Source organism: Mycobacteroides franklinii, assembly GCF_002013895.1.
Classification (GTDB): Bacteria; Actinomycetota; Actinomycetes; order Mycobacteriales; family Mycobacteriaceae; genus Mycobacterium; species Mycobacterium franklinii.
Genome location: NZ_MAFQ01000005.1, coordinates 474,989 through 497,473, shown reverse-complemented (window position 1 = coordinate 497,473; position 22,485 = coordinate 474,989). Strand labels below are relative to the sequence as shown.

Annotated in this window: 18 protein-coding genes; 7 read left to right on the top strand and 11 right to left on the bottom strand. The window is 61.3% G+C overall.

The genetic code is table 11. From position 1 onward, the window contains the following. Nucleotides 1–7: 7 nt before the first annotated feature. The 4 genes from B4393_RS09295 to B4393_RS09275 all read right to left on the bottom strand — a co-directional run bounded on the left by B4393_RS09295 (nt 8) and on the right by B4393_RS09275 (nt 4,869). A complete protein-coding gene (locus B4393_RS09295; RefSeq protein ID WP_078333857.1) occupies nt 8–877 on the bottom strand; it encodes an MlaE family ABC transporter permease in 870 nt (289 codons plus the stop codon). Beyond that, on the bottom strand, nt 877–1,908 hold the full coding sequence (locus B4393_RS09290; protein WP_109558267.1) for an ABC transporter permease: 1,032 nt from the start codon (nt 1,906–1,908) through the stop codon (nt 877–879). Before B4393_RS09290 ends, B4393_RS09295 begins: the two co-directional genes overlap by 1 nt. 711 nt (nt 1,909–2,619) lie before the next feature. After that, a complete protein-coding gene (locus B4393_RS09280; RefSeq protein WP_078333855.1) occupies nt 2,620–3,732 on the bottom strand; it encodes a phosphotransferase family protein in 1,113 nt (370 codons plus the stop codon). A gap of 15 nt (nt 3,733–3,747) precedes the next feature. Further along, nucleotides 3,748–4,869 (bottom strand): DUF7064 domain-containing protein, encoded by a 1,122-nt coding sequence (locus B4393_RS09275; protein ID WP_078333854.1) that lies wholly within the window; start codon nt 4,867–4,869, stop codon nt 3,748–3,750. Between the two features lie 49 nt (nt 4,870–4,918). On the opposite strand from B4393_RS09275, the gene B4393_RS09270 reads away from it, so the two are divergent. After that, entirely contained in the window at nt 4,919–5,551 is a 633-nt protein-coding gene (locus B4393_RS09270) for a TetR/AcrR family transcriptional regulator (RefSeq protein ID WP_078333853.1), read from the top strand. A gap of 16 nt (nt 5,552–5,567) precedes the next feature. Here the strand turns inward: B4393_RS09270 and B4393_RS09265 are convergent, their stop codons facing one another. Continuing rightward, nucleotides 5,568–6,440 (bottom strand): hypothetical protein, encoded by an 873-nt coding sequence (locus tag B4393_RS09265; RefSeq protein ID WP_078333852.1) that lies wholly within the window; start codon nt 6,438–6,440, stop codon nt 5,568–5,570. Between the two features lie 517 nt (nt 6,441–6,957). Between B4393_RS09265 and B4393_RS09260 the strand changes: the two genes are divergently transcribed. After that, nucleotides 6,958–8,580 carry a phytoene desaturase family protein gene (locus tag B4393_RS09260; protein ID WP_078333851.1) on the top strand — a complete coding sequence of 541 codons (1,623 nt, stop codon included), beginning with the start codon at nt 6,958–6,960 and terminating at the stop codon, nt 8,578–8,580. 154 nt (nt 8,581–8,734) lie between these two features. Here the strand turns inward: B4393_RS09260 and B4393_RS09255 are convergent, their stop codons facing one another. The 3 genes from B4393_RS09255 to B4393_RS09245 form a co-directional block, all read right to left on the bottom strand. Continuing rightward, on the bottom strand, nt 8,735–9,310 hold the full coding sequence (locus B4393_RS09255; RefSeq protein WP_078333850.1) for a TetR/AcrR family transcriptional regulator: 576 nt from the start codon (nt 9,308–9,310) through the stop codon (nt 8,735–8,737). A 226-nt stretch (nt 9,311–9,536) separates the two neighbouring features. After that, nucleotides 9,537–10,577: a hypothetical protein gene (locus tag B4393_RS09250; protein WP_078333849.1), complete on the bottom strand. Its 1,041-nt coding sequence runs from the start codon at nt 10,575–10,577 to the stop codon at nt 9,537–9,539. 241 nt (nt 10,578–10,818) lie between these two features. Beyond that, nucleotides 10,819–11,427: a TetR/AcrR family transcriptional regulator gene (locus B4393_RS09245; protein ID WP_078333848.1), complete on the bottom strand. Its 609-nt coding sequence runs from the start codon at nt 11,425–11,427 to the stop codon at nt 10,819–10,821. A gap of 245 nt (nt 11,428–11,672) precedes the next feature. Here B4393_RS09245 and B4393_RS09240 point away from each other — a divergent pair, with 245 nt between their 5' ends. The 5 genes from B4393_RS09240 to B4393_RS09220 are packed head-to-tail and all read left to right on the top strand — an operon-like array spanning nt 11,673 to nt 17,887. Next, nucleotides 11,673–13,187: a PEP-utilizing enzyme gene (locus B4393_RS09240; RefSeq protein ID WP_078334000.1), complete on the top strand. Its 1,515-nt coding sequence runs from the start codon at nt 11,673–11,675 to the stop codon at nt 13,185–13,187. Then, entirely contained in the window at nt 13,184–14,098 is a 915-nt protein-coding gene (locus tag B4393_RS09235) for a DUF7065 domain-containing protein (RefSeq protein ID WP_078333847.1), read from the top strand. Before B4393_RS09240 ends, B4393_RS09235 begins: the two co-directional genes overlap by 4 nt. A 41-nt stretch (nt 14,099–14,139) precedes the next feature. Further along, nucleotides 14,140–14,757: a hypothetical protein gene (locus tag B4393_RS09230; protein WP_078333846.1), complete on the top strand. Its 618-nt coding sequence runs from the start codon at nt 14,140–14,142 to the stop codon at nt 14,755–14,757. Continuing rightward, nucleotides 14,754–16,265 (top strand): pyruvate, phosphate dikinase, encoded by a 1,512-nt coding sequence (locus tag B4393_RS09225; RefSeq protein WP_078333845.1) that lies wholly within the window; start codon nt 14,754–14,756, stop codon nt 16,263–16,265. Before B4393_RS09230 ends, B4393_RS09225 begins: the two co-directional genes overlap by 4 nt. 14 nt (nt 16,266–16,279) lie before the next feature. Next, the gene (locus tag B4393_RS09220) at nt 16,280–17,887 is read left to right on the top strand and encodes a PEP-utilizing enzyme (RefSeq protein ID WP_078333999.1); all 1,608 of its coding nucleotides are present in this window, start codon (nt 16,280–16,282) and stop codon (nt 17,885–17,887) included. Between the two features lie 39 nt (nt 17,888–17,926). Here B4393_RS09220 and B4393_RS09215 read toward each other — a convergent pair whose 3' ends face one another. The 3 genes from B4393_RS09215 to B4393_RS09205 are packed head-to-tail and all read right to left on the bottom strand — an operon-like array spanning nt 17,927 to nt 22,405. After that, on the bottom strand, nt 17,927–19,579 hold the full coding sequence (locus B4393_RS09215; RefSeq protein ID WP_078333844.1) for a PEP-utilizing enzyme: 1,653 nt from the start codon (nt 19,577–19,579) through the stop codon (nt 17,927–17,929). Between the two features lie 3 nt (nt 19,580–19,582). Beyond that, a complete protein-coding gene (locus B4393_RS09210) occupies nt 19,583–20,653 on the bottom strand; it encodes a hypothetical protein (protein WP_109558268.1) in 1,071 nt (356 codons plus the stop codon). Between the two features lie 57 nt (nt 20,654–20,710). Further along, nucleotides 20,711–22,405, bottom strand: a complete 1,695-nt coding sequence (locus tag B4393_RS09205; RefSeq protein ID WP_078333843.1) for a phytoene desaturase family protein — start codon at nt 22,403–22,405, stop codon at nt 20,711–20,713. Nucleotides 22,406–22,485: the final 80 nt, after the last annotated feature.

The window sequence follows — 22,485 nt, the reverse complement described above, 5'->3', positions numbered from 1 at the left end:
TGCTCTCCTACCCTCTGAACACGAACTGTGGCCGCAGGCCCCACAGCATGATCGTGGTTGCCAAGTCCAAAACCATGATCGTCACCAGACTGGATCGAATGGCGCGGCCCGACGCCTCGCCGACACCCACCGGCCCGCCGGAAGCGAAATAGCCGTAATAGCAATGGATCACCGTCACCGCGGTGCAATACACCGTCGCCTTCAGCAGCGATGCTCCGATATCGGCGGGGGTCAGAAACTGAACAAAATAGTGGTTATAGGTGCCCTCCGGCTGATGATAGAAAGTTCGGATCACGATGCCGCATGTCAGAAAGCTCACTACCAGGGTCAGCAAGAATCCCGGTATCACGCACATCAATCCGCCAACGAGTCTGGTACCGACCACGAACGGTATCGACCGCAAGCCCATCGCCTCGGTGGCATCAATCTCGTCAGCAATCCGCATCGAGCCAATCTCGGCAGTCATGCGGCACCCAGCCTGTGAAGCGAAGGCAACCCCAGCCACTAGCGGCGCCATTTCTCGAACATTGCCCCATCCGCTGATAATTGAGGACAGTGCTCCCAACCCAATGAGGTCCAGCGTTGCGAAGGCCTCGATAGCGACGATCGCCCCCACCGTGACACCCAGAATTGCCAACACACTGATCGAACCACCGTCGACGATGAGCGATCCTCGACCCCAAGCCAGGTTGTTCATCACCTGGAGCGTTTCCCGCCGGTAGCGGCGCACCGTGATGGGCAGCAGCCAAAAGGTCTGCCCAATGAACGCCGCCCATTGCCCTGTCGCCCGAAACGGCTCGCGCAGAAATCTCATGGCCTTCGACACGGTGCTGAAATATGTTGAGGGAACCGCGCTTCGATGTGACTTGGTCGTCATCACGCCACCGCCATCGGGAAGAACATCGTCTGCAGCTGGGTCACCGCAAGATTGACAACAATGATGGAAATGACGTTCAGCACCACCGATGCGTTCACCGCATCGGCCACACCCCGCGGTCCACCCTTGGCTTCCATACCGCGCTGGGCAGAAATCACCGCCACGATCGCTGCGAAAAGAAAGCCCTTCCCCATGGTGAACCAGAGATCAATCAACTTCGCAAACGACCCAAACGACAGCCAGAAACTACCCGGCGTCACGTCGTTCACCAGGGTGGCAATGAGGAACGCGGCGCCCACCCCCATCGCGATGACAATCACCACCAAGATCGGGGTGATCAGCAACAATGCCAGGAAGCGCGGCACCACCAACCGCCGCACCGGATCAATCCCCAACGCCCGCAGCGCATCCAGCTCCTCGCGAATCGCCCGAGCCCCAAAGTCCGATGCGATCGCCGCCGCCGCCGCGCCACCCATCAATAGACCCGCGGTCACCGGCGCACCCTGCCTGAGCACAGCCACACCTGTCACCGAACCCACCAGCGAGTTGGCTCCCACCTCGTTGACAAGGCCGGAAATCTGCACGGCCACCATCGCACCGAAGGGAATCGCCATCAGCACCGCCGGCAGCGCCGTCACCTTGAGCAGGGACCACGCCTGGACGATGAGCTCGCCGAACGCCAACCGCAACGTCAGCGTGTCAATCACCGCATATCTGAACACCGATGCCGCGAGAATCGCCGCGCGCCCCGCCGTACCCGCACTGCGCGTTGGAATGGACACAACCTTCGAGACGGCCTTCGTTCCTGCGGCGACCGCCCTAGCCGGGATGGCCCACACCCCGTCGCGTTGCGTCTTGTCATCGACAACACGACGACGGTCCGCCTCGCTTCCGTCGTCAGGATTCACAGGAAGCGAGGAGCTGTCCCACACACCCTCATCATCGGAGACGTGGACATGCCCGCCGACTGGAGTTGATTCGTCGAGCTCTTGTTCGATGCGCCTCGTCAAGTTCCAACCTCCGAACGGCACACCAGCGCCATCCGTTGGCGGCAACACGCGGCCGAGGCCTGGAGCGGGAGAACCCAATCGTCATACATTGTCATAGCGGCAGACCCATACCAACGCTCTGCGCTATGGCTGAGATGTTGATAGTCAAAACCTTCTCCTCTTGACACCAGAACGCACGACTGCCCGGCGATCGGCCAGTCCGTCCTGGACATCATGGACCATCCGACACCCATCCGGGCCGATTTATGAAAATTGATTCAAAAAAATTAGTGAATCGCGATCACCGCCCGAACTCCGGCCGGTCACCTCCCTGAACAATCGGCCCACTGGCCGATATATCCCGTTTTTAAGCCCAATTCAACAAACATCTGGAGTATCGCCGTGCACCACAACCTCGTGTCGTGCAGCTATTTATCTGACGTTCGAAACATCGGTATCGCGGTGCGACACGCACGCCAGACACACCGTCCGTGACGCCGTACGAACGCCCGGGCGCGATCCACATCCCAAGTCCGCCAGCCCACCCATGCACTCATTACCGCAACCCAACAGTCGCGGGAAAATGCGCCCGAGCTGGTCGCTCGAGTGAACGACGTACATCTCTGCGTCCTCAAACGACGCCCACCAAAGTCCGAGGGCAGGCCCATGACGGGACTGCCCTCGACGTCTTCCCTGACCGCTTCCTCAAAGCCTCAGTTAAACAACCACGTGCATGGCTACTTTGCGCTCACGTCAACGATTTCCGATGAACGAAGTGGTGACCCCCTGCGGGGCAGGCAGGCCGAGCATCTTGGCCAGCAACTGACTGGCCGGATTGCTCAGAGCCATCGGCGCATCCGCGGGCAGCAGACCCGCAGCGATCATCATGTGTGCGGCGCGCACCATGATCGCCGAGAGCTTCGTGGCGGCCAGAACCTCGTAGTAGTCAAGATTTTCGGGTGTATGGCCGGTCACCGACTCGTAATAGGCGACTGTGGCGGCGCGGTCGGGGACACCTTCGGGAAGCGGCAGGCCGATGCCCTCGGTGTGGTGCCTCATCAGGAACAGCCACCAGCCCAGATCAACCTCGGGGCTGGCTAACGTCACCATCTCCCAGTCAAGCACAGCAGATGCACTGAGATCCTCGGCAAAGAGAATGTTACCGACCCGAGCGTCACCCCAATTGAGGACCTTCTTACCCTCGCTGGCCGGCCGGTTGGCTAACAACCAGTCAAAAGCGCGCTCAATGGTTGGATTGGCCTCACCCTCGGCTGCCCAGTCAAACGTCTTGCGCCAGTTAACAATCTGCGCATCCAACCCGCTATGATTGGCATCGGTGTCCAGGAAATCCAGACCCAACGAACTCCAGTCCACGGCGTGAATCCCGGCTAGAACTTCGATACTGTTCTGCCACATCAGCTTCCGCTTCTCTGGCGTCAGATCCAGAACCCAGCCGCCCGCTGTAAACGGAGGATCGTCAGAAGGTACGCGGCCCTCGACACGAGACATCACCAGGAAGGGTGATCCGAAGACAGCCGGATCCGTTTCATAGAAGTAGATCTCAGGAACGGGCACATTGGTGTGCTCATGTAGTGCGCTGATCACGCGCGCCTCCTTGCCGAGATCATACGAGGGGAACACACCAGCACCATCCGGTTGCACTCGCGCGACCATGGCCCGCGTCTGTGGCTGCCCATCCTGTTGCCACGCGGCACTGAACAGCACCGTCTCATTGGAAAGACCGGCAGATGCAGGCGCCAGGAGGTCGGTTACCTCAACCTGCTGCGCACCATCGATTTTCGATTCGAGCCACCTAGCCAGCCGAACAGCTGCAGCCTCCGTGTCGATCTGATTCTTCAAGGCCATGTGTTTTTCTCCCTACTATCTCGGTTCAGAATGTGAACGGTTAGCCATCGCACGTTGATAGGTGTCGAACCAGATCTCCTGGTAAGTACTGTGAGTCACCCGCCCCTGCTCGTCCTCCCAGCGGTAAACACTGTCGCGGAACGACGCATTGGGCCATGAGGGAATGGACGCACTCGCGATGGCCTCTCCCCTGAATCGATAGGTCTCGCCTTGGTCGTCACGCGCGGTGATCTCTTGGCGCATCGCCATATGCAGGCGCGGGTGGTACTCGAGTACATTCCGCTCGACCGAAGTTATCGACCTGGTCTCGTCGCCTCGCTGGATCCAAGCGAAGTGGTGCGATGGGCGGTCCCCCACCTCGTACAGGCCAGCCCAACGCGGACCGGTGTCAAGAGATTCGAAACTGATCTGGTTGAAGATGAGGTCAGGGCCAAAGTACATGGGCGACCACCCAACTGGAGGAGTCGGAACCGCACCGCGCTGCTCCACTCGAATCTGCCGCCATGATCGGTCTCTCGGTGCGTAGCAGTCGATATCGTACGTTGCACCGTCCAACTGCAGCTTCCCAGTGACGTGCATGAACTGCTCGCTGCCGCCCGGCCTCAAGGACTTGCCATGGTGGTCCTCTTCACCTGGCATCACGTGCCCACGCGCCAACAAAGGCGTGACGCCCTCGGCAAGAATGTCGAAGGACATCCGTCCGTCAGACGCCGCGTATGAAAGCTTCGCCGTCTTTCCCGGTTCGAGGAACTCCACTGACATCCCGTTGTCCGTGGTGATGAGGCTGCCGTCAACCCGCGGCCAAGGCATCGTGATCTCGTAGTCCAGATAGGCCATATCCGTGTACTCGACATTGTCGTTGCCCTGGAACAAGCACACCCCGCCCTGCGACAACGGGAACGCGGGCTGGTATCGGATGTACAAAAACGCACCAATAGCGGCTTCCGGGACTGAAAAGCCGAAGTAGTGGGTGTGAATCAAATGCGGATCCCACTGTTCCCCGGGTTTCGGCAACGGCAGCAGCAGATCGGTGTCACCGTAATGGACACCCAGACGGGCTGCGACGGGATTCGAAGTCACTAGTACCTCCATATCGTGAGCCAGCTCACTGCCGGCGATCTCAACGTAACGCGACATGAATGAGAGATCAAGTCTGAAAATATTTTCATTTTGAGATAATGGTTCAGTGACTTCAGACGACAAACAGATGACCCGTACAGAGCGTCAGCGTCGGCGCACCCGACGTCAGTTGTTGGACGCCGGCCGCACCCTTATCGCCGCTAAAGGCGTTCCGGGACTTCGCATTCAGGAGATCACCGACGAAGCCGACATAGCCCTGGGCTCGTTCTACAACTACTTCGACTCCAAAGAAGCCTTCCTGGAGGCGGTGATCACCGAGAGCCTTTCCGAGCTGGCGGCAGCCATCATCGGCGACGCCGACAACGAGACAGATCCGGCAGAAGTCGTAGCACTCGCCTGTCTGCGAGTGGTCCGCCTGGCCCATACCGAACCCGACTTCGCCCGGCTGATCGTCAACATCAGCCACTCCGAAGCCGTGTTCGGTGGCGCCCTGCACCCCCACGCACGCGTAGCCGTTGAGCGCGGCATCGACAGCGGCCGATTCATCGTCGCCGATGTTGAAGTTCTGTTGACCACCGTGATTGGAGGAGCATTCGCCTTGATCGGCCAGATCCTCGACGGAAAACACGGCGCGCGTGCCGAGCAGGCCTTCACCCGGCACGCGCTCGCCTCTCTTGGAGTAAATCCTCAGGAAGCTGAAGCCGTCGTCACTAAATTGGTTGATTCCGAACAGCTTTGAGCCCGCTTGCGCGGAACTAACCGCGCGAACCGGCCATTGCTGGCGGGCCCTGTGCGCCCGCACCGAAAATCGCGGCTTTGAGTACCCCAACTTTGGACTTGATGAACACCTCGTCGTCAGGCCGCGCTACCACAAACGAGAGAATCCACACCGATGTCAGCGCCAAGCCCAACGTGACAAGCCATGCCAAGTGCGTAACCAACAACGGCGCATCGAGATTCAGTGCCGTCCACACTGGCCACGCCGTGGCGCCATTGGCAATACCGTCCGCCATCGGAATGAATGCGATGACCATCGCCAGCCGCCAACCCGGAAGATGCGGACTCAGGCGATAAATCAAGGCTCCCGCAGTCATCGGCATCACCGGATTGACGCACACCCACCACAGCGGCAGCCCCCAGAAATTCAACGGCTGCGGGCCGTAGTACTCGTACGCACCCATCAGCACACCCGGACTCTCGAGCCAGATGTTGATGAACACGTCGATCACATAGAGCTGAAATACCGCCTTGCGCGTCACACCGGTTGAATAGATCCGGTACGCAAGGTAGGCCAAGCCGCCTACGTACCAGATGTAGACGAAGTTGATGAAGACGGGAAAATCGCGGCCCATGGACGAGAACGTCGTCATGACCGCTCCCTCCCGGATGTAGCAGAGGCCCAAGGTGTCAACGATCGGCTCGAACAGACACGCGATGCCGCCGCCGATAAGGCAATAGGCCAGCAGCGGACCGCGCCCGGTGATCAGGTGCTTGATCGCAAAGAACACACCGATCACGACCGGGATGCCCAGGAAGATCGTGAACAGCACCTCAGGCATAAACGGCATCGGCGTAGTTGGATGCGCCGGTATGTGCGGCGCTGCCAGCACATGGTCGAGTGTGGTCATGCTTCCCCTTCATCATCGTGTTTTCCGCCCTCGGACATGAGCAAGCGGTCTCACGCCAGGCGGGAGCATGGCGTGAGTCAGATCACTCGCACGCTACTCCACAATGAACGTATGCTCAAGTATGAAACATCATTCATTCTGTCGATGGGAGGCTCGAACCTTCCAACGGCGTGCATTGCGACTGCAGCAGAACAACTCTCGCGCCGACGGCGGTCCAGCCCTATCAATCGTCGACCAACCGACAACGTGGCACCGACCTTTCGTCGCGGCAACGCAGCGGCGCTGTCGGGGCCGGTATCGGGTCGGCAACCGTGACGGAGACTCATCTCGCACTCATGCCGGACACGCGTTCAACGTCCGGAGCCATTGGCGGACGACTGCGCGGCAATACGCACCATGGTCAGCGGACCCAGACCATCGGGCGCCTCGCCGAAGAGGCTTTCGCCCAACGGGATACCGAAAACTCGATTGATTAATCGATATTGATTTTTAATTCAGTTTAGGCAACCATCACAGTATGACTTCCAACACATCGACACTTCCGAGCCCCATCCCCGACGCTCCCGACTACGTGGTCATCGGCGCCGGTCATAACGGGCTCACCGCGGCTTGTTACCTGGCACGCGCCGGCCACAGGGTGGCCGTAGTGGAGGCTTCACCGTCGATCGGCGGGATGACCACCACCAATGCGATTCTGCCGAAGGCTCCTCAGCATCTGTTCAACGAGGGTGCAATTCAAGCAACGGGCATCTTCGGGCTCTCCGGTGTGACCGAGGATCTAGAACTGCACAAGTACGGGCTGCAGATGATCCCCGTCGATCCCGCGCACGTTCAGCTTGCGCCTGACGGAAGCTCGCTCGCGATTTGGAAGGACGCGAGTAAGACCGCCGACGAACTCCGGCGGTTCTCCCCGAACGATGCGCGTGCGTGGCTGGACTTGGCTAACGCGTTAGATCCGGCAATGGATTTGGTTGTGGCATACATGAAGGCACATCCCCTGCGCCCGTGGACCAAGGAGATGGCTTCCGCGGTGGCAAGGGCGGTACGCCACCCCAAGCGGCTGTGGTCGTTGCGGCACTTCGCCACCGCATCGCACACCGAATTCCTCGAAGAAACCTTCGAATCAGAGCTTCCCAAGGGCGCACTGGCGGCAATGGCCGCGTTCTCACAGATGCGCCTGGACATGACCGCATGGGCGATGATCTATCTCGGAATCGTCCAGAAGACACCCAATCTGATGCCCGTCGGCGGCACCATTTCGCTGCCGGCAGCGATGCACCGATGCCTCATCGCGCACGGAGGAACGGTGCACACCAGCAGCCGCGTTGCCGAGATCGTCGTCTCCAATGATCGCGTCACCGCATTGCGTCTCGACAACGACAAAGTCGTCCGTCCACGCCTCGGGGTGATCAGCACATGCAACCCGGTCATCACTCTCAACGAGCTGTTGCCCGAAGGCACACTTGGCCGGAAACTGGCCATCCGTGCCAAAGACATTCCGATTCGCAAGACTCACGCCACCTCACTGAAGATCAATGTCGCACTCAAGGGTCACGTCTCGATGGCCCGCCATGAAAAGTGGCGCGGCAACGATATTGACCTGCGGCGTCACCTGGTTGCCTGGCACACGTTGGAGGAACAGGACGCCGCGTGGAACGCGGTAGTACGTGGCGAATGGCCGGACCCCGTTCCGGTGAGCTGCTCGATGATCCCGTCGGCGGTCGATCCCTCTCAAGCGCCTGAGGGCGGCAGTACGTTCTACCTCTGGTCCGGAGTCATTCCCGTAACTCCGAACGAACCGTGGGAAGACGTGCGCGACAAGGTCGGCGACTCTGTCCTTCGCAATTGCGCGGAGTATTACGAAGGTATCGACAGCCTGGAGATTGACCGCGCAGTCCTTGGCGGACCCGACATCGAGGAGCGCTTCAACGCACCTGCCGGCAACGTGTACCACGTCGATCCCCTGATCACCCGATTCGGCCCACTGAAGCCCGCCCCCGGGCTCGGTGCGTACAAGACTCCCATCGACGGCCTCTACCTCAGCGGAGCCGGCACACACCCGGTGGGCGGTGTATGTGCCCTGCCCGGAAAGTTGGCAGCCCAGACAGCACTGCGCGCGCAACAGTCGCGGAAACGGTGAAATCCCCTCGCCCCCATGACAAGTAATGCCTGTTCATCGATGCACCCGTATACGATCCCCTCCCTATCTTGAGGGCACGCAGACGGCGGTCTCGCATTTCGTAGGTTTCGCAGCGGGCGACAGGGCACTCGCCCGCTGTGAACGACGTCAAGATCTACGAGTCAAACACCGCAAACATCTCACGATGCGCAATCTGATGGGCCTCCTCGGCATCGAGCCCGAACGAACGCAACATCATCTCCGCGCCGGCACTCTCGGTATGGGCCCCCGGCGAGATCCGGCCGGACAAGATCGCCCTGATTGCCGACATGGCCGACGCTTCTAAGGTCGTCAGACAGAGTTCGATTTCAGGAATGGTGAACCGACCAGATTCATTGCCACGCAACAGTATATCGCGCGCCCATGGCTGTATCGCCGCGTCGAACCTGCCTTCCGCGCCGTCGAGGGCGACCAGAATGCTGGCGAGCTCCGGCTCATCCTGCCCGAAGCGCAGAAACCTTCGGTACGACATCGCCGCACCCTCAGCCGGATCGGATTCCTCCTGTGCTGCACCGCCAATCGCCGCAGCAAGCGTCTTCAGCACTTCGCCCACGACCGCTTCCACCAACGCATCTTTGGTATCGAAATACGTATAGAATGTCCCGAATCCCAGATCAGCACGGGCAGTTACGTCACTGATGCGCAAACTGCGCAGCCCGGTGTCCGCGATCACCTCGCGTGCAGCAGACATCAGTCGCTCTCGCGCTTCAGCTTTCCTGCGCTCACGCCTGCCCAAGGGGGCTGATTCTGCACTCATCGCCCGAGTATCCCATCACCGCGGCTAAGATCATCACGATGCCTAGGCCAGGCTGATGAATACTGTTAGAGCATTACAATTTTGGCTCACTTCCACCGTCTCCTCAAACAGCACAAGGTCGATGACCCCTCCAGGAGCCACCGACCTTGTGCTGCCGAAGCTAGACAGCCACCGCTTGCGAGGCCCGGGCCTGATTGGCGTTGTTGCCGACGAACGTGGGTCCAACGATCAGAGCCTGCGACGGGTCCTCAGGGTCCGTCGCCAGCCCATCACCGGCCTTGACCCCTCCTTCCTCACACATCTTCTGCCACATGGCCGCACGCACCGCGCGGGAAGGTGTGAACTTGCCATAGGCGAAGACACGCCAGACAGTCCACTTAGGAGCCGCCAACGAGGCGGGGCGCCCAACGAGCCGGTGCAGGATCACCATCCACCCGATCATCATTGCCATCATGACCGCGGTCGCGACCCAGCGCATCCAGACCGGAATGGTCGAGTTGAGCGCAAGGATGTGGATCGAGCCGACACCGAAGTAGGCGACCATCATCCCGAACGGTGCGGCCAAGAGCAGCAACAGCTTCCGGGCGCCCTTCAATCTCGGAACCGCGTATGCCAGGACGGCGCCGACTGTCACGAACGAGCCGCCGTTGATGAAGCCCCACCAATACGGGAAGCCAAAGAACTCAAACGGCTGCACGCCGTAGTACAGGTAGACACCCAGGTTGATCCCGATGGTCTCCATCAAGGCATCGGTGGCGATGCCCAGACCCAGCAGCATAAAGAAGACGTTCTGGTGTGCGCCGTTACGGATCACGAAATAGCAGAAGTATGACTCGAGGCCCAGAAATGCGACGTAGCAGAGCGGAATTAATGCGGGCACAGTGATGCCGAAGTTTGTGAAGGCCGGGACCAGGTTGTGGGCCCAATGCAGGTGGCCGAGGAGGTCGAGCATCGGTTCCAGGAGACTGCAGAGCAGTCCACTGCCCAGCACAATCAGCGGGACGTAGTTCCGGCCGCGGACGCCGGCGCGGATCGCCCAGGGCAGGGCGAAGACCACAACCGCAGCACCGGCCACGAAGAAGAAGATGACCTCCGCGGTGGTGCTGGCAGCGAATTCACCTGGCGCAGGCTGCATCTGCGGCGGCCACCCCTGGTCGTCACTCACTAAGGGCCACCAGCCGGTGGCGAGCATTTGATTCATCGCGTTTGACCTCCTCAAGAGTCGGTGGCTGGGCAGGTTGCGCTGCACAAGCGCAGGCTTGCGGCGACTGCCGCCACAACCGCAGCCACGTGTGGACCAGCTCACACTAACACCATGATCAGACATTGTGTATACCAGTCAGAATCTCAATTAAATTAAGGCGTACGCGGGCGCCAAGAGAGGAGACCAACAGGCTCCGAGGAGCATCGTTGCCGCGACTACAAAGAGTTCCGACGGGGATTCACTGCGTCGGAAGATAGCCGGTGACAAGCCGCTCGAACGCCTCGCGAAACACGCTGTCATCCTCACTCGCCGCCGAGAGGCGATCTCTCAGCCGCAGTACGGTCGGCGCTTGGACCCCGGCCTGAGGCCACCGAGAAAAGGCGCTCAGCCCGCGGCGCGAAGCGCGGTAGAGCGCGCATCCCAGCGCAAGGCTGAATGCCGACACCAGCAGGTGCGCTGCCTCGTTCTCACCAATTCCGTTGCGTTCCAGCAGTGTCAGCACCTGTTCACCGAGTCGGGTCGCCACCGGACCTTCCATCGGGCGTTCGCCGACCGCACGCGCCAAACTCGGGTGGTCCAACAGCAGCTCGTAGAGACTCCCGAAACAGCGAAGCAGCTCGGCGGACATCGGTGCAGATGGATCAGGCACCGGAACATCACGCAACGACTCATCTACGACCACGTCTATGAGCGAGTCCTTGTCCGGGAGATACCGATACAAGGCCATCGGCGTGACGCCAAGGGCACGTGAGACATTGCGCATGCTGATCTTCTCAATGCCCTCGGTGTCGGCAATCCGCAATGCGGCCCGCACCACCACCTCAAGCTTCAAACCCGCACGGGCCATTGGCGATCACCTCATTGCAGCTAACTTCCACCGAAACCTTGCACCCAAGCAAATATACACCGTAGACTTCAGTTTCTATTCCGAATTCGAAAATGACGGGAGCCGCAGTGCACGCCCACCCGGCACACCAACTCTCCGAGGACAACGCGCTGCACGCGACCTCACCACCGGGAGCTACATGGAGCTCGATCAACCTCGCCGAAGCCGTGCCCGGCGTCATGACCCCTCTCTGCGCGAGCGTTTGGGTGCCCGCCAGCGAGCTGGGCCTGCGCGAGCCGTTCGTCGCGATGGGCGCCTTGCCCGCCAAGCGAGGCATCATCCCGTCCGACCCCTTCGAACGCATCACCAATGCGTTCTTCGGACGCATGGCAGTGCGCGTGGACTTTCTTTGCGAGATGGGCGACCTCATCCCCGGCCAGTCCGGTGAGGCGCTCTCCCGCGACTTCTTCGGATTCGTCCCGCCGCACTTTCACAGCAAGCCTTCGGCCCGACGGTTACCATTCATAATCAGCCGCTATCCGCGGACCGTCGCCACGATAGGTCGGCGAATCGTACAGCTGCGCATCAGCACAGACCTCTGGTGGCGACGTGAAACCTCGCGCGCCGCCGACCTCGATCTCGCCAGCGCCCAGCAGATGGCCGCCGGAGCGCGCGACCGGTTCTTCACCACTCTGGCGGCGCAAGCGGTCATTAGTGCCACCGTGATACAGCCTGTCCAAGAGCAATTCTCCAACCTCTGCGCGGCCACCGGCGCGGACCCAGCAGTGCTGCTGCGTGGATCGCCACACGAAGAAAGCTCCGTGCTCGACGACCTCTGGGCCACATCTCGTGGATCCCTCGATGTGGAGGAGTTCGTGCGACGGCACGGGTATCACGGACCCGGCGAAGGCGAATTGGAGACCCGCGTCTGGCGGGAAGACTTGGCCGCCGTTCACGGCTTGGTCCGTCGATACCAAGCGAAACCTGATACCGCGTCGCCGCGCGCGCATGCCGCCGAGCATCGGCACCATAGACAACAGGCCGAGCGTCGGCTGATGTCCGCGCTGGGCCCGGCGAGCAGACTACGGGCACATATCATTCTGCGTCTGGCTAGGCACTGGATCCCATTACGCGGGACCGGCAAGGTCGCCTATCTGCAAAGCCTTGACGTACTGCGGGCAGCCGCGCGACGCATCGGTTCACTGCTGTTCTCCGCCGGGCGACTGGCGGCGACAGAAGATGTCTTTTACCTCACCATCGATGAATTGACGGGTGCCATCGCAACCGACTCCACCGTGGACCTACGCAGCGTCGTCGCTAGCAGGCGCGAAATACGTTCTCAATACCAATCATTGGCGGTTCCCAGGGTATGGACCGGACAGCCCGAACCCGAATCGGTAGGTGAGCCTACGGCGATGCGCGGCATGTTGTCAGGCATCGGTGCGTGTACGGGCGTCGTCGAGGGGCGTGCCGTCGTAGTCACCGATCCCCTCGACACAGACATCACCGACGGGGATGTTCTCGTCGCTCACACCACCGATCCGTCGTGGGTCTCCTTGATGTTCCTCAGCTCAGCCCTCGTTGTCGATATCGGGGGAATGATGAGCCACGCCGCTGTCGTGGCCCGCGAACTGGGCATCCCGTGCGTGATGAACACGGGCACCGGCACCACGACGTTGCGCACTGGCGACCGTATCCGTGTCGATGGCACCGCCGGAACCATCGAAGTCATCAGTCGAGATCTCCACCCGTCCCACACCAACGAAAGGACTTCCTTGTGACCAGTTCCGTCCGAACCATCTCACCGCATGCGGGCGGCGCCGAAGTGTGGGGGCCATTGGCCACACCCATACACACCGACTCAGCCGGACCCGACGACCCGACATGGAAGGACAACGGCTACCTGTCATTCTGGGATGTCACATCGAATATCTATGGCACAGTCCACGTATCGACATCGCCCAATGACGATCAGGCACGCCGCGCCCGTTTCTCGGTGTACCTTGACGGCCAGATCATCGAGCTCATCGAAACGCTCCCTTCGGGTTCCTTCACAAGCGAATCGATTTCCTTCGGGCTGGACGGAACCATCGCCGTCGATCACCCAAACCTGAAGGTGCTCATCGGCAACACCGCGCTGTGGGTACCGGCCGACTTCAGCGTCAACGAACTCATCCCACCGCTGGTTCCCGGGAAGCCACTGCAGCACTTTCAACAAGCGTGCGATGTACAGGGAACCATCGCGCACAACAGCCGCACCTGGTCCCTTGCGGCCACCGGAATGCGCGACCGCACATGGGGCTTCCGTGATGAGGCCGCACAGTGGATCGAATATGCCGGCCTGGTGTGCGTAGTCGACGGCGCATTCGTCTCCGCCATGAAGTTCCTGGGGACGGACGGAACCCTGCGATCGGATGGCTACTGGGTCGACGGCACAGGTGCAGTGCTGATCACCGACATCGCGTTCCGACGCAACGCGGCAGCACAGTTCTTGGCCGGCACCCTCACCCTTGCCGATGGCCGGATCAAGACTGTCGCGATGACGGCGCGACAAGCTGGATTCTTTGTACCGATGGGCCGCGAGACCGACGGTCCGGCGTTCGGAACGTACGACGACTTCATGACACTGCGCTGCGGCGAGCACGAGGGCGCAGGGTTTGTCGAGCAAGGCATCGTTCACCGCGTGCACTGACGGTCACCCACGCGAAATCCTCAACGACACAGGAGATGACAATGGAAATCAATCGGCTCCGCATACTCCGGGCACTGCGATTGAAGGGCAGGATTCCTGGCAACGAAGTGCCGGGGGCCGCCGGCATGAGCGAAAGCCAAGCCGCCGACCTGGTCCAAGAGCTGACCATCGACGGCCACATCGAGGAAGTGTGCGGCAGGTTAAAACTCTCGATCCGTGGTCGCGAACATCTCGACGAGCAGCTCGCCCTTGAGCGACTGACCCTTGATGAGGCACGCATGATCGGCCTCTACGAAGAGTTCGACGCGCACAACAGTGCGCTGAAGTCATTGATGACACGCTGGCAGCTCAAGGCCGACAACACGCCGAACGACCACAACGACCCCGACTACGACCGGGCTGTCATCGACGATCTGGCGGCCGTGGACGCGGACTTTCAGCCCTTGCTCACACGCATGATCGAGACCGCGCCGCGCCTCGGGCATTACCCGGAACGGTTGAGCGGCGCACTCGAACGCATCACGGCGGGCGATCACAGCTGGTTCGCCAAGCCTCTGGCCGACAGTTACCACACGGTCTGGTTCGAGCTGCACGAAGAGTTGATCGGCCTCGCCGGCCTGTCCCGCACCGAAGAGGCCGCCGCAGGACGCGCCGAATGAGCGCCCCCTGCCCACCTGGAATCGGATATGTACAGGCACTTTCCGGTGTCGGTCAGCTGACTCGTGACCAGATCGGCGGCAAGGCTTGGAGCATCCAGCAGATGCTGTCTCTGAACATCCCAGTACCGCCCGCATTCGTCCTGACCACGGCCGTCTGCCGGGAGTACCACGAGAACGGCCTGGAGATCCCCACGGGCCTGAGCGCCGAAGTAGCCAGTGCGATGGAGCATTTGGAGCAGCGCACCGGACGGCACTTCGGCCAGATCGACCGCCCCCTGCTGGTGTCGGTGCGTTCCGGGGCATCCGTCTCGATGCCCGGAATGATGGATACCGTTCTCAACCTCGGAATGAACACTGCTATCGAGAACGCACTGGGCTCCGAAACCTCCGATCCCGCATACGCCGCCGACACCCGCAGTAGATTCATCGATCAGTTCGAGAAAATCGTCGGCATCGTCCCGCCTGAAAACCCTTGGGAACAGCTTGATCTAGCAATACGAGCGGTCCTGGAATCCTGGCATTCCACGCGTGCACGCCAGTACCGCAGCTCCCGCGGCATCTCTGACGAGGGCGGCACCGCGGTGACCATACAAGCGATGGTCTTTGGGAATCTCGACGACCATTCGGGAACCGGTGTGCTGTTCTCCCGAAATCCATTGACCGGGGCCTCCCAGCCGTACGGTGAATGGCTGCCGCGCGGCCAGGGCGAGGATGTGGTCTCCGGACGTAAGGACGCCCAGCACCTTGACGCTCTTGCAACAACCATGCCGGCAGTGCACCGCGAGCTACTCGCCGCCACAGCCGTACTTGAGCATCACGGTCGCGATATGCAGGACATCGAATTCACCGTGCAGTCGGGGGCCCTGTGGCTGCTGCAATCCAGAGCAGCTAAGCGTTCTCCTCAGGCAGCGCTCCGATGCGCGGTGCAAATGCGCCACGAGGGCCTCATCAACACCGATGAAGCATTGAATCGCGTGACGCCCGAACATGTCCGGGCCCTACAGCGCCCCCGCCTGGATCCCGCGGCCATCACTGGCTCTGTGCCCGCGGCTTCCGGGAAACCTGCTTCGCCGGGCATCGCCGTGGGAACCGTTGTCACCGACGCCGACGAGGCTGAGCGCCTCGCCGATGAGGGGCAGGACGTGATCCTGGCGCGGCCCACCACCGATCCAGACGACGTTGCCGCGATGTCCATGTCGGTGGCTGTTCTCACCGAGTTGGGCGGCTCGACCTCGCACGCCGCCGTTGTGTGCCGCGAGATGGCGGTCCCATGCATCGTCGGGTGCGGCCTCGACACGGTGACATCCCTTGCTGGCGAGGTCGCCACCGTCGACGCCGACAACGGCACGGTGTACCTGGGCGCGCTGCCCGTCGCCCCCCCGGTATCGACGCAAGACGAGGATCTGCAGACCGTGGAACGGTGGCTGCGCGAGGAACTTTCAGACTACGGGCCTTCCGACATCATCGCGTTGATCGAAGGACGTCAACAACGCGGAGGAACTCAGTGACAACCGTAAATTCCATGTTGGACGCATTGGACACCCTTGAAGCCCGGCCCGGCGTCATGTGGACGACCGGCAATGTTGCCGAGGCATTTCCGGGGGTATTCACCGCGCTGGGGCTGAGCTTCGGCTTCGCCCCCATGGAGATGGCATTCCGGCGAATGTTCCACGACCTGGGCGTCTACTCCGCTGCCGAACTGGCGGTGCCCGACGAAGCCGAAGACTGTTTTTGGTCGGTGTTCAACGGACGAGGCGCCGGCAACATCGACAAGTTCCGCGAGATTGCCAACCGCATGCCCGGCACTACTGCCAGCGCCGTCGAACAACAGTTGTTCGGCTTTGCGCGCCCCGAAACGGTCAATGAAAACACCTACAGGCGATACCCGTTCATCTTTTCCAAAGCACCACGCTGGCTGACGCTGACGCCGCACCGTCATGACGCGATGTTTGCGACGCTGCGCCGATGGCGGCTGCAGCAGCTTCCCCGCGTCAACACGCTCGACGAACAAGGTTGTCTCGCGGTACTGGCCGACGCGCGAGCGCGGTTCGAGGACATTATGAGCTTGCATATGGGTGTTGCGATGATCAGCTCATCCCTGGCCGAGAAGGTCGCCGAAACTGCGCGGAAGGCCGGGCACGAAGGCCTGGAAGCCGCCCTGTTGTCCGGTGTCGGCTCCGACGAGAACGAGGTTGCCCACGATTTGTGGGCACTGGCTCACGAACGAATCACCCTGCGTGAGTTCACCAGCCGCCATGGATACCATGGCCCCAACGAAGGCCAGCTCTCCGGTGTCACCTGGCGCGAAGACCCAGCGCCGGTGATCGCCCGTCTAGCCGACTACCGTGCAATCGGTCCCGACAGCCCACGCACTCCGCGTGCGCGCAGCGCAGCGCAGGCCCGAATCCGCGACGATGCACTGCAACAACTGCTGGATAGCATGCCAATCACCAAGCGCGCCACAGTCAGATCCCTTGTCAGGCTGACGGCCCGCTACCTGGCGCTGCGCGAGCAAGGTAAATCTGGGTACCTGCTGACCTACGATGTCGCGCGGGCTGCCGCCCGCCGGTTAGGCACTATTCTGGTTGAACGCGGAGTCATGGATGACGTCGAGGATGTCTTCCACCTCGACTACGAAACGCTGGCAACCGGAATCCAGACCGATCAACGCGCCACCATAGTCGAACGCAAAGCGCGCTATGGCCGCCAGCAGCAGTTCCGTCTACCGAAGTCTTGGAGCGGTCTGCCCCAAGCGATCTCATCCACCGAAATGGACCAGGCCCGCCTCGCCGTAGGAGACACACTCACCGGTGTCGCCGCCAGCGGCGGTGTGGTCACCGGACGCGCCCGCGTGGTCCGAGACCCGGACGAGATCGACCTTGACGAAGGCGACATCCTCGTCTGCGAGACCACGGACCCTGCCTGGGTTCCACTGTTCCTGGTTGCCGGAGGCGTAGTCACCGACCATGGCGGGCTTCTCAGTCACGGCCCCATCGTGGCCCGTGAACTCGGAATCCCTTGTGTATGTGGCACCGAAAGCGGCAGTCGACGGATCGTCGACGGTGATCTCATCACCGTCGACGGAAGTCTCGGGACAGTCCACATGGTCAGCGTGAGTCCGCTCGGGTGAGCGGCCCCCAGCACAGCCCGCGTCGGACCATCCTGTCCGTCATCGATCAAGCACGGTGACGACCCCGGTGTTGGCGTCCACCCGCACTCGCATTCCGTTGCGGAGCATCGAGGTGCCGGTGCGAGTATTGGCGATGCACGGCAACCCCAACTCCCGGCAGACGATTGCGGCGTGACTCATCTGGCTGCCCACATCCGTCACCACCGCCACCGCGAGCGGGAAAAGAGACGCCCAGGAGGGGTCGGTTGCCCTACACACCATGACAATGGGCTCGTTCCCATCAAAGCAATCAGCCTCATCAAGATCCAGCACAACGTGAACAACACCCTCAGCTACTCCGGCGCTGACACCAATCCCTGTGATTTCCCGGCAATCCCGGGGACTTTCACCGCCGTCGCGTTCCGGCACCTCGACCGGGGGAACGCCGCGCCACACGTGAGGCAGGTGGATCGAGGAGTACGCCTGATGATGCTGCCTGCGCTGCGCGACTAGCGCCGGAACAGTCCCGGGCTCAAGCTTTCCGTTGCTGAACAGATTTAGCTCGTCGATTGTCAGGAAACGGCAATCGGCAGGGTCGTCAAGAAGACCTCGTTCGGCCATGTCACGACCGATCACTCGGTGAGCGTGCCGTGCGACATCAACTGACTTCAGAATGCCGGCCCGTCCGGTCTCGCGCCACTCCGGGATACGACTAGCGAAGCTGATGATTTTGCGCGACAACGAAATACCGATACGCCCAAGACCGGACTCAAGGCGATCCTGAGCGATCCTCTGCTCGTGCCTGCGGCGGATCGCCACCTCGTCAATTCCTTCGGAGCCCCTTCTGGACCGATATGCCTCAGCCAACTCGTGCAGCGACGACGGCTTCTCGCGCCAGACCACGGAGTCCACGAGTCCCTCGCGTGGACCGTGGTATCCGTGGGTTCTCAGGAAGGCATCGAGAGTCGTGGTGCCGTCGGAAAGTCGCCACAGATCGCGCACCAGCCCAAACTCGGTAGTCCCCTCTTCGCTCTTGATCACCTCACCTCCCAGACCCGGATGGCCAGCTCGCGCCGCCAGAGCCTCCACTTGAGTAAAGATGGCCTGCGCGGCCATGCTAAGCACCATGTGCACCCCGAGCACCCGCTCGAAGTGTTGCCTCGCCCCGACCAAGGCGGCCACCGACTCACGAGGACCGAGTTCGGTATCGAATACGCTGCGTCGCCACCAGATGTCGGTCTCAGCGGCCAGAAGCGCGTGACGCTTCAGCGCCCGCCGTATCGCGATGGGAGACTTGACCAACACCTGCGGATACCGCCTGATCTTCGCCAGACCCTTCGGTTCGCCCACCTCGCCCGAGACCGACCCGAACAGCTGTTCTTCCATGGCCGCCGCCCTGCCGCCGGGAACGGCTGCCGCCATCTGCCCCATGAGATCTACATTGCCAATGGCATGGCCGAATACCACCGACAGGAATCGTCCATCAATCTCCTCAGGAATCGCGCGTTTCGATTCCGGCAGCACTCCGAGGTCCACCCAGCAGTCCCGCATGGTGGACTCCGTAGGAGGAAAGTACATCGACCAGGTGATGGGCGTAATAATGCCCGGCAGACCCTCGTCAACGTTGGCGGTTGTCCACCGCAGCGCGCGCCCGGGCAGATGAACCGGGCTGGCAGCCAATGCGGCCGAGTCCATTTGAGAGAGGGCAGCCATCTCTCAACGCTCCTGCGGCGAAGGCAACATTGCGGGACGGTAGTCACGTTCGATCACTCCGTATCCGATTTCGCCATCAGGCGCGACTGCACGCACCGTGCTCTGCGTGATGACGAGCGCGTCCGGCTGCGAGCTCAGATCCACGCCGTTGATGTTCTCGTTTGGGGAAAGGAGGGTCAGGGAGTAGCCGTGCAGCCACTCCGCTTCCAGGCGATATGCACCCGACTGCCTTGCCATCGTGACGATCAGTCGATGTGGCTGATGCGTCAGGTAAGACTGCAGCCCCGTCACACGAACGTCGTAACCCGTCTCGCAACGGCCGTTCTCCTGGACCGAGAACACCCGGTGATCGACTGTGCCGTCGGGCTTCCAATTCACCAACCCATTGGCCACTCGACCGGACTTAGGAAACACCAGGAAAAAGAACTGCAGGCCACCAAGATCTGTCACATCTCTGACACCCCTGGAGTGGTCACGAGACCCGACACCGCTTATCCGCCAACGCCGGTCAGCGCTGCGCAGTTGTCCGGTGGCATAGAAACCCTGTGCATGATGAAACGCCGCCCACGACAGATTATTGATCTGTGGTGTGTATCCACCCAGTGCGGCACCCATATCCCATACCGGCGCTGCTGCACTGAGTTCGACGTCAAAGGAAAGGGACCGGACGGGCCCGGCGCCCACCGGCCCGATCGCCATGCTTCCCAGGCCGGCTACCGCGCCAGTACCGTCGAAGTTCAAGCACCACAAACGAAGTGGCTCCACACACGTGACCCGCAAGTTACCGGTGGCCGGACCTCGATCATCAGCGGCCCTACCCCACGAGCGATCCACCAGGAGCTCTCCGTCAGGGAGCATCGCTATGGTCTGCGCCCACCACAAGTCGAGATCCCCCGGCCACCTGCCGGTGTGCACAAACACGCCAACACCTTCTTCGGGCGACCACACATGGAAATACATCGTCTCGCTCCAGCGGGTTTGATGTCGCGGCACCGAACACAGAAGATCGCCGGCAGGCTCAACCTCGAAGGGATTGTCACCCTCCCTCATGTCGTTATCGACCGCACCAGCCATCGGCTTTATCCTCTCTGAACATTCGTGAGGGGGACACGTGCTCTCGGGATGGTCTGATCAGGCCGGGAAAGGGTCGTTCTGCCCCGACGCGTAAGGATCGCGGGCGTTCCTGCGGTTGGTCACCAGGTCTTTGAAAGCCCCCAGCCGACCGCCCTTGTCTTCCAGCCGAAGGTGCTTGAGCATGATGCGCGCCGCATTCTGACCCGGCATACCGCTGATGCCAGCGACCGGATGCGTACCCGAGCCCGTCAGGTAGAGACCGTCCACCGGGGTCTTGTACCCGGCGAATCCGGCGACCGGCTTATTGGGCCCGAACCGGGTGATTGTTGGGTCAACGTGGTACACCGAGCCGTCAATGGCCCAAAAACGCTCCTCGATATCGGGAAGGACCAACGGCCGCACCGCAACCTGCAGATCCTCGACACCCTTGTAGTAGTCGTCGGCGTCCTTGATGATGCTGTCCGTGATCTTCTTGCGGGCGATATCCCAGCCCTCCTCGGGATAGGAGGGAGTGAGCCCGGTCCAGAACCACCAGAGATCCTTTCCGGGAGGCGACATCGACGGATCGAACGAGTTGGTTACCTGCGCCAGACCTGGAATCGCGTCAGGCACCTGCCCCCGCACGCATGCCCGCGCAGCCTCCAGGGCTTGCTCATAAGTGTGGTAGCAGTTGCACGCCTGGCGCAGGTCGATCCCGTCACCACGCCACTTCTCATGCTTCGACATATCCACTCGGCCCGACAGCGCGACGTTGACCTTGGCGTCGGCGATACCTCTTTTGCGCGTGGGGATGTGGTCGGCCGCATTCTGCTTCTTGGGCTCCAGAACGCCCCGCGGCAACAACCTCGTCAACGTCGTCTTCGGGCTGCACGCCGTCAGCACCCCTCGGCGTGCCCGGATCTCACCACCTCGGGCGATGCGCACACCTGTACACCGGTTGTTGGTGATGATCAACTCCTCCACCGGCGAGTTGGTGATCACATCACCTCGGTGATCCTTGATGACTCCGATCAACGCTTTAGGCAGCGAACCGGTGCCTCCGTGGAACATCGCCACGCCATACTTGCTGAGCACGCCCAAGTAGATCAGCGACCACCCTGACATATCCGCGTCAAATGGCATGAAGGGCAAGGACGTTAACAACGGCGCCCGGATCATGTCGTGCTCGAAGCTCTCCTCAACCGCCTCCGCCTGCGAGGAGGACATCCATCGGCCCAACGCAATCAGCTGCTTGCGATTCTTCGCGAGGGCGCGTGCCGATTTGAGGATGTTTTTGACCTCGGGCTCAGTGACACTGGTCTGCATCATCGGCAGCCCGATCTCCACCGCCGCATCAATCACCTCGTAGAGCTCGATCAGTGCGCGCGCGTCCTTCTTGGAAAAATATGCCAGCTCTGCGGCCGTCTTCCGGGGATCGCGCCACAGCCCAAGCGATGCACCGTCGGCTGCCAACTGAAAGTGCGCCGGGTCAATGACGGTCTGGCGCAGCCCGTAATTGCGCGAGAGCCCAAGATCCCGGTCGATCGTGGTGGTGCGGAACAACGAAGCCTGAATCGACGCCTCATTGATCATGTACTCCGGCGCTTCTGGGGCAAATGGATTCGTCGACGTCATCCCGCCAGCGGTCGCCGCCGCCTCCACCACCAGGACATCCAGACCGGCCTTAGCCAAATAGGCCGCGGCCACCAACCCGTTATGTCCGGAGCCGACAACGACAACATCAACCTCGCGCGGGAGCAGATTTGCGCTCATTCACCATTCCTTAGCAATCGAACCGATCAGACCGGAGACTGATTTGAATGTAGATTAAAACAGTCTGACTAGACAGACTG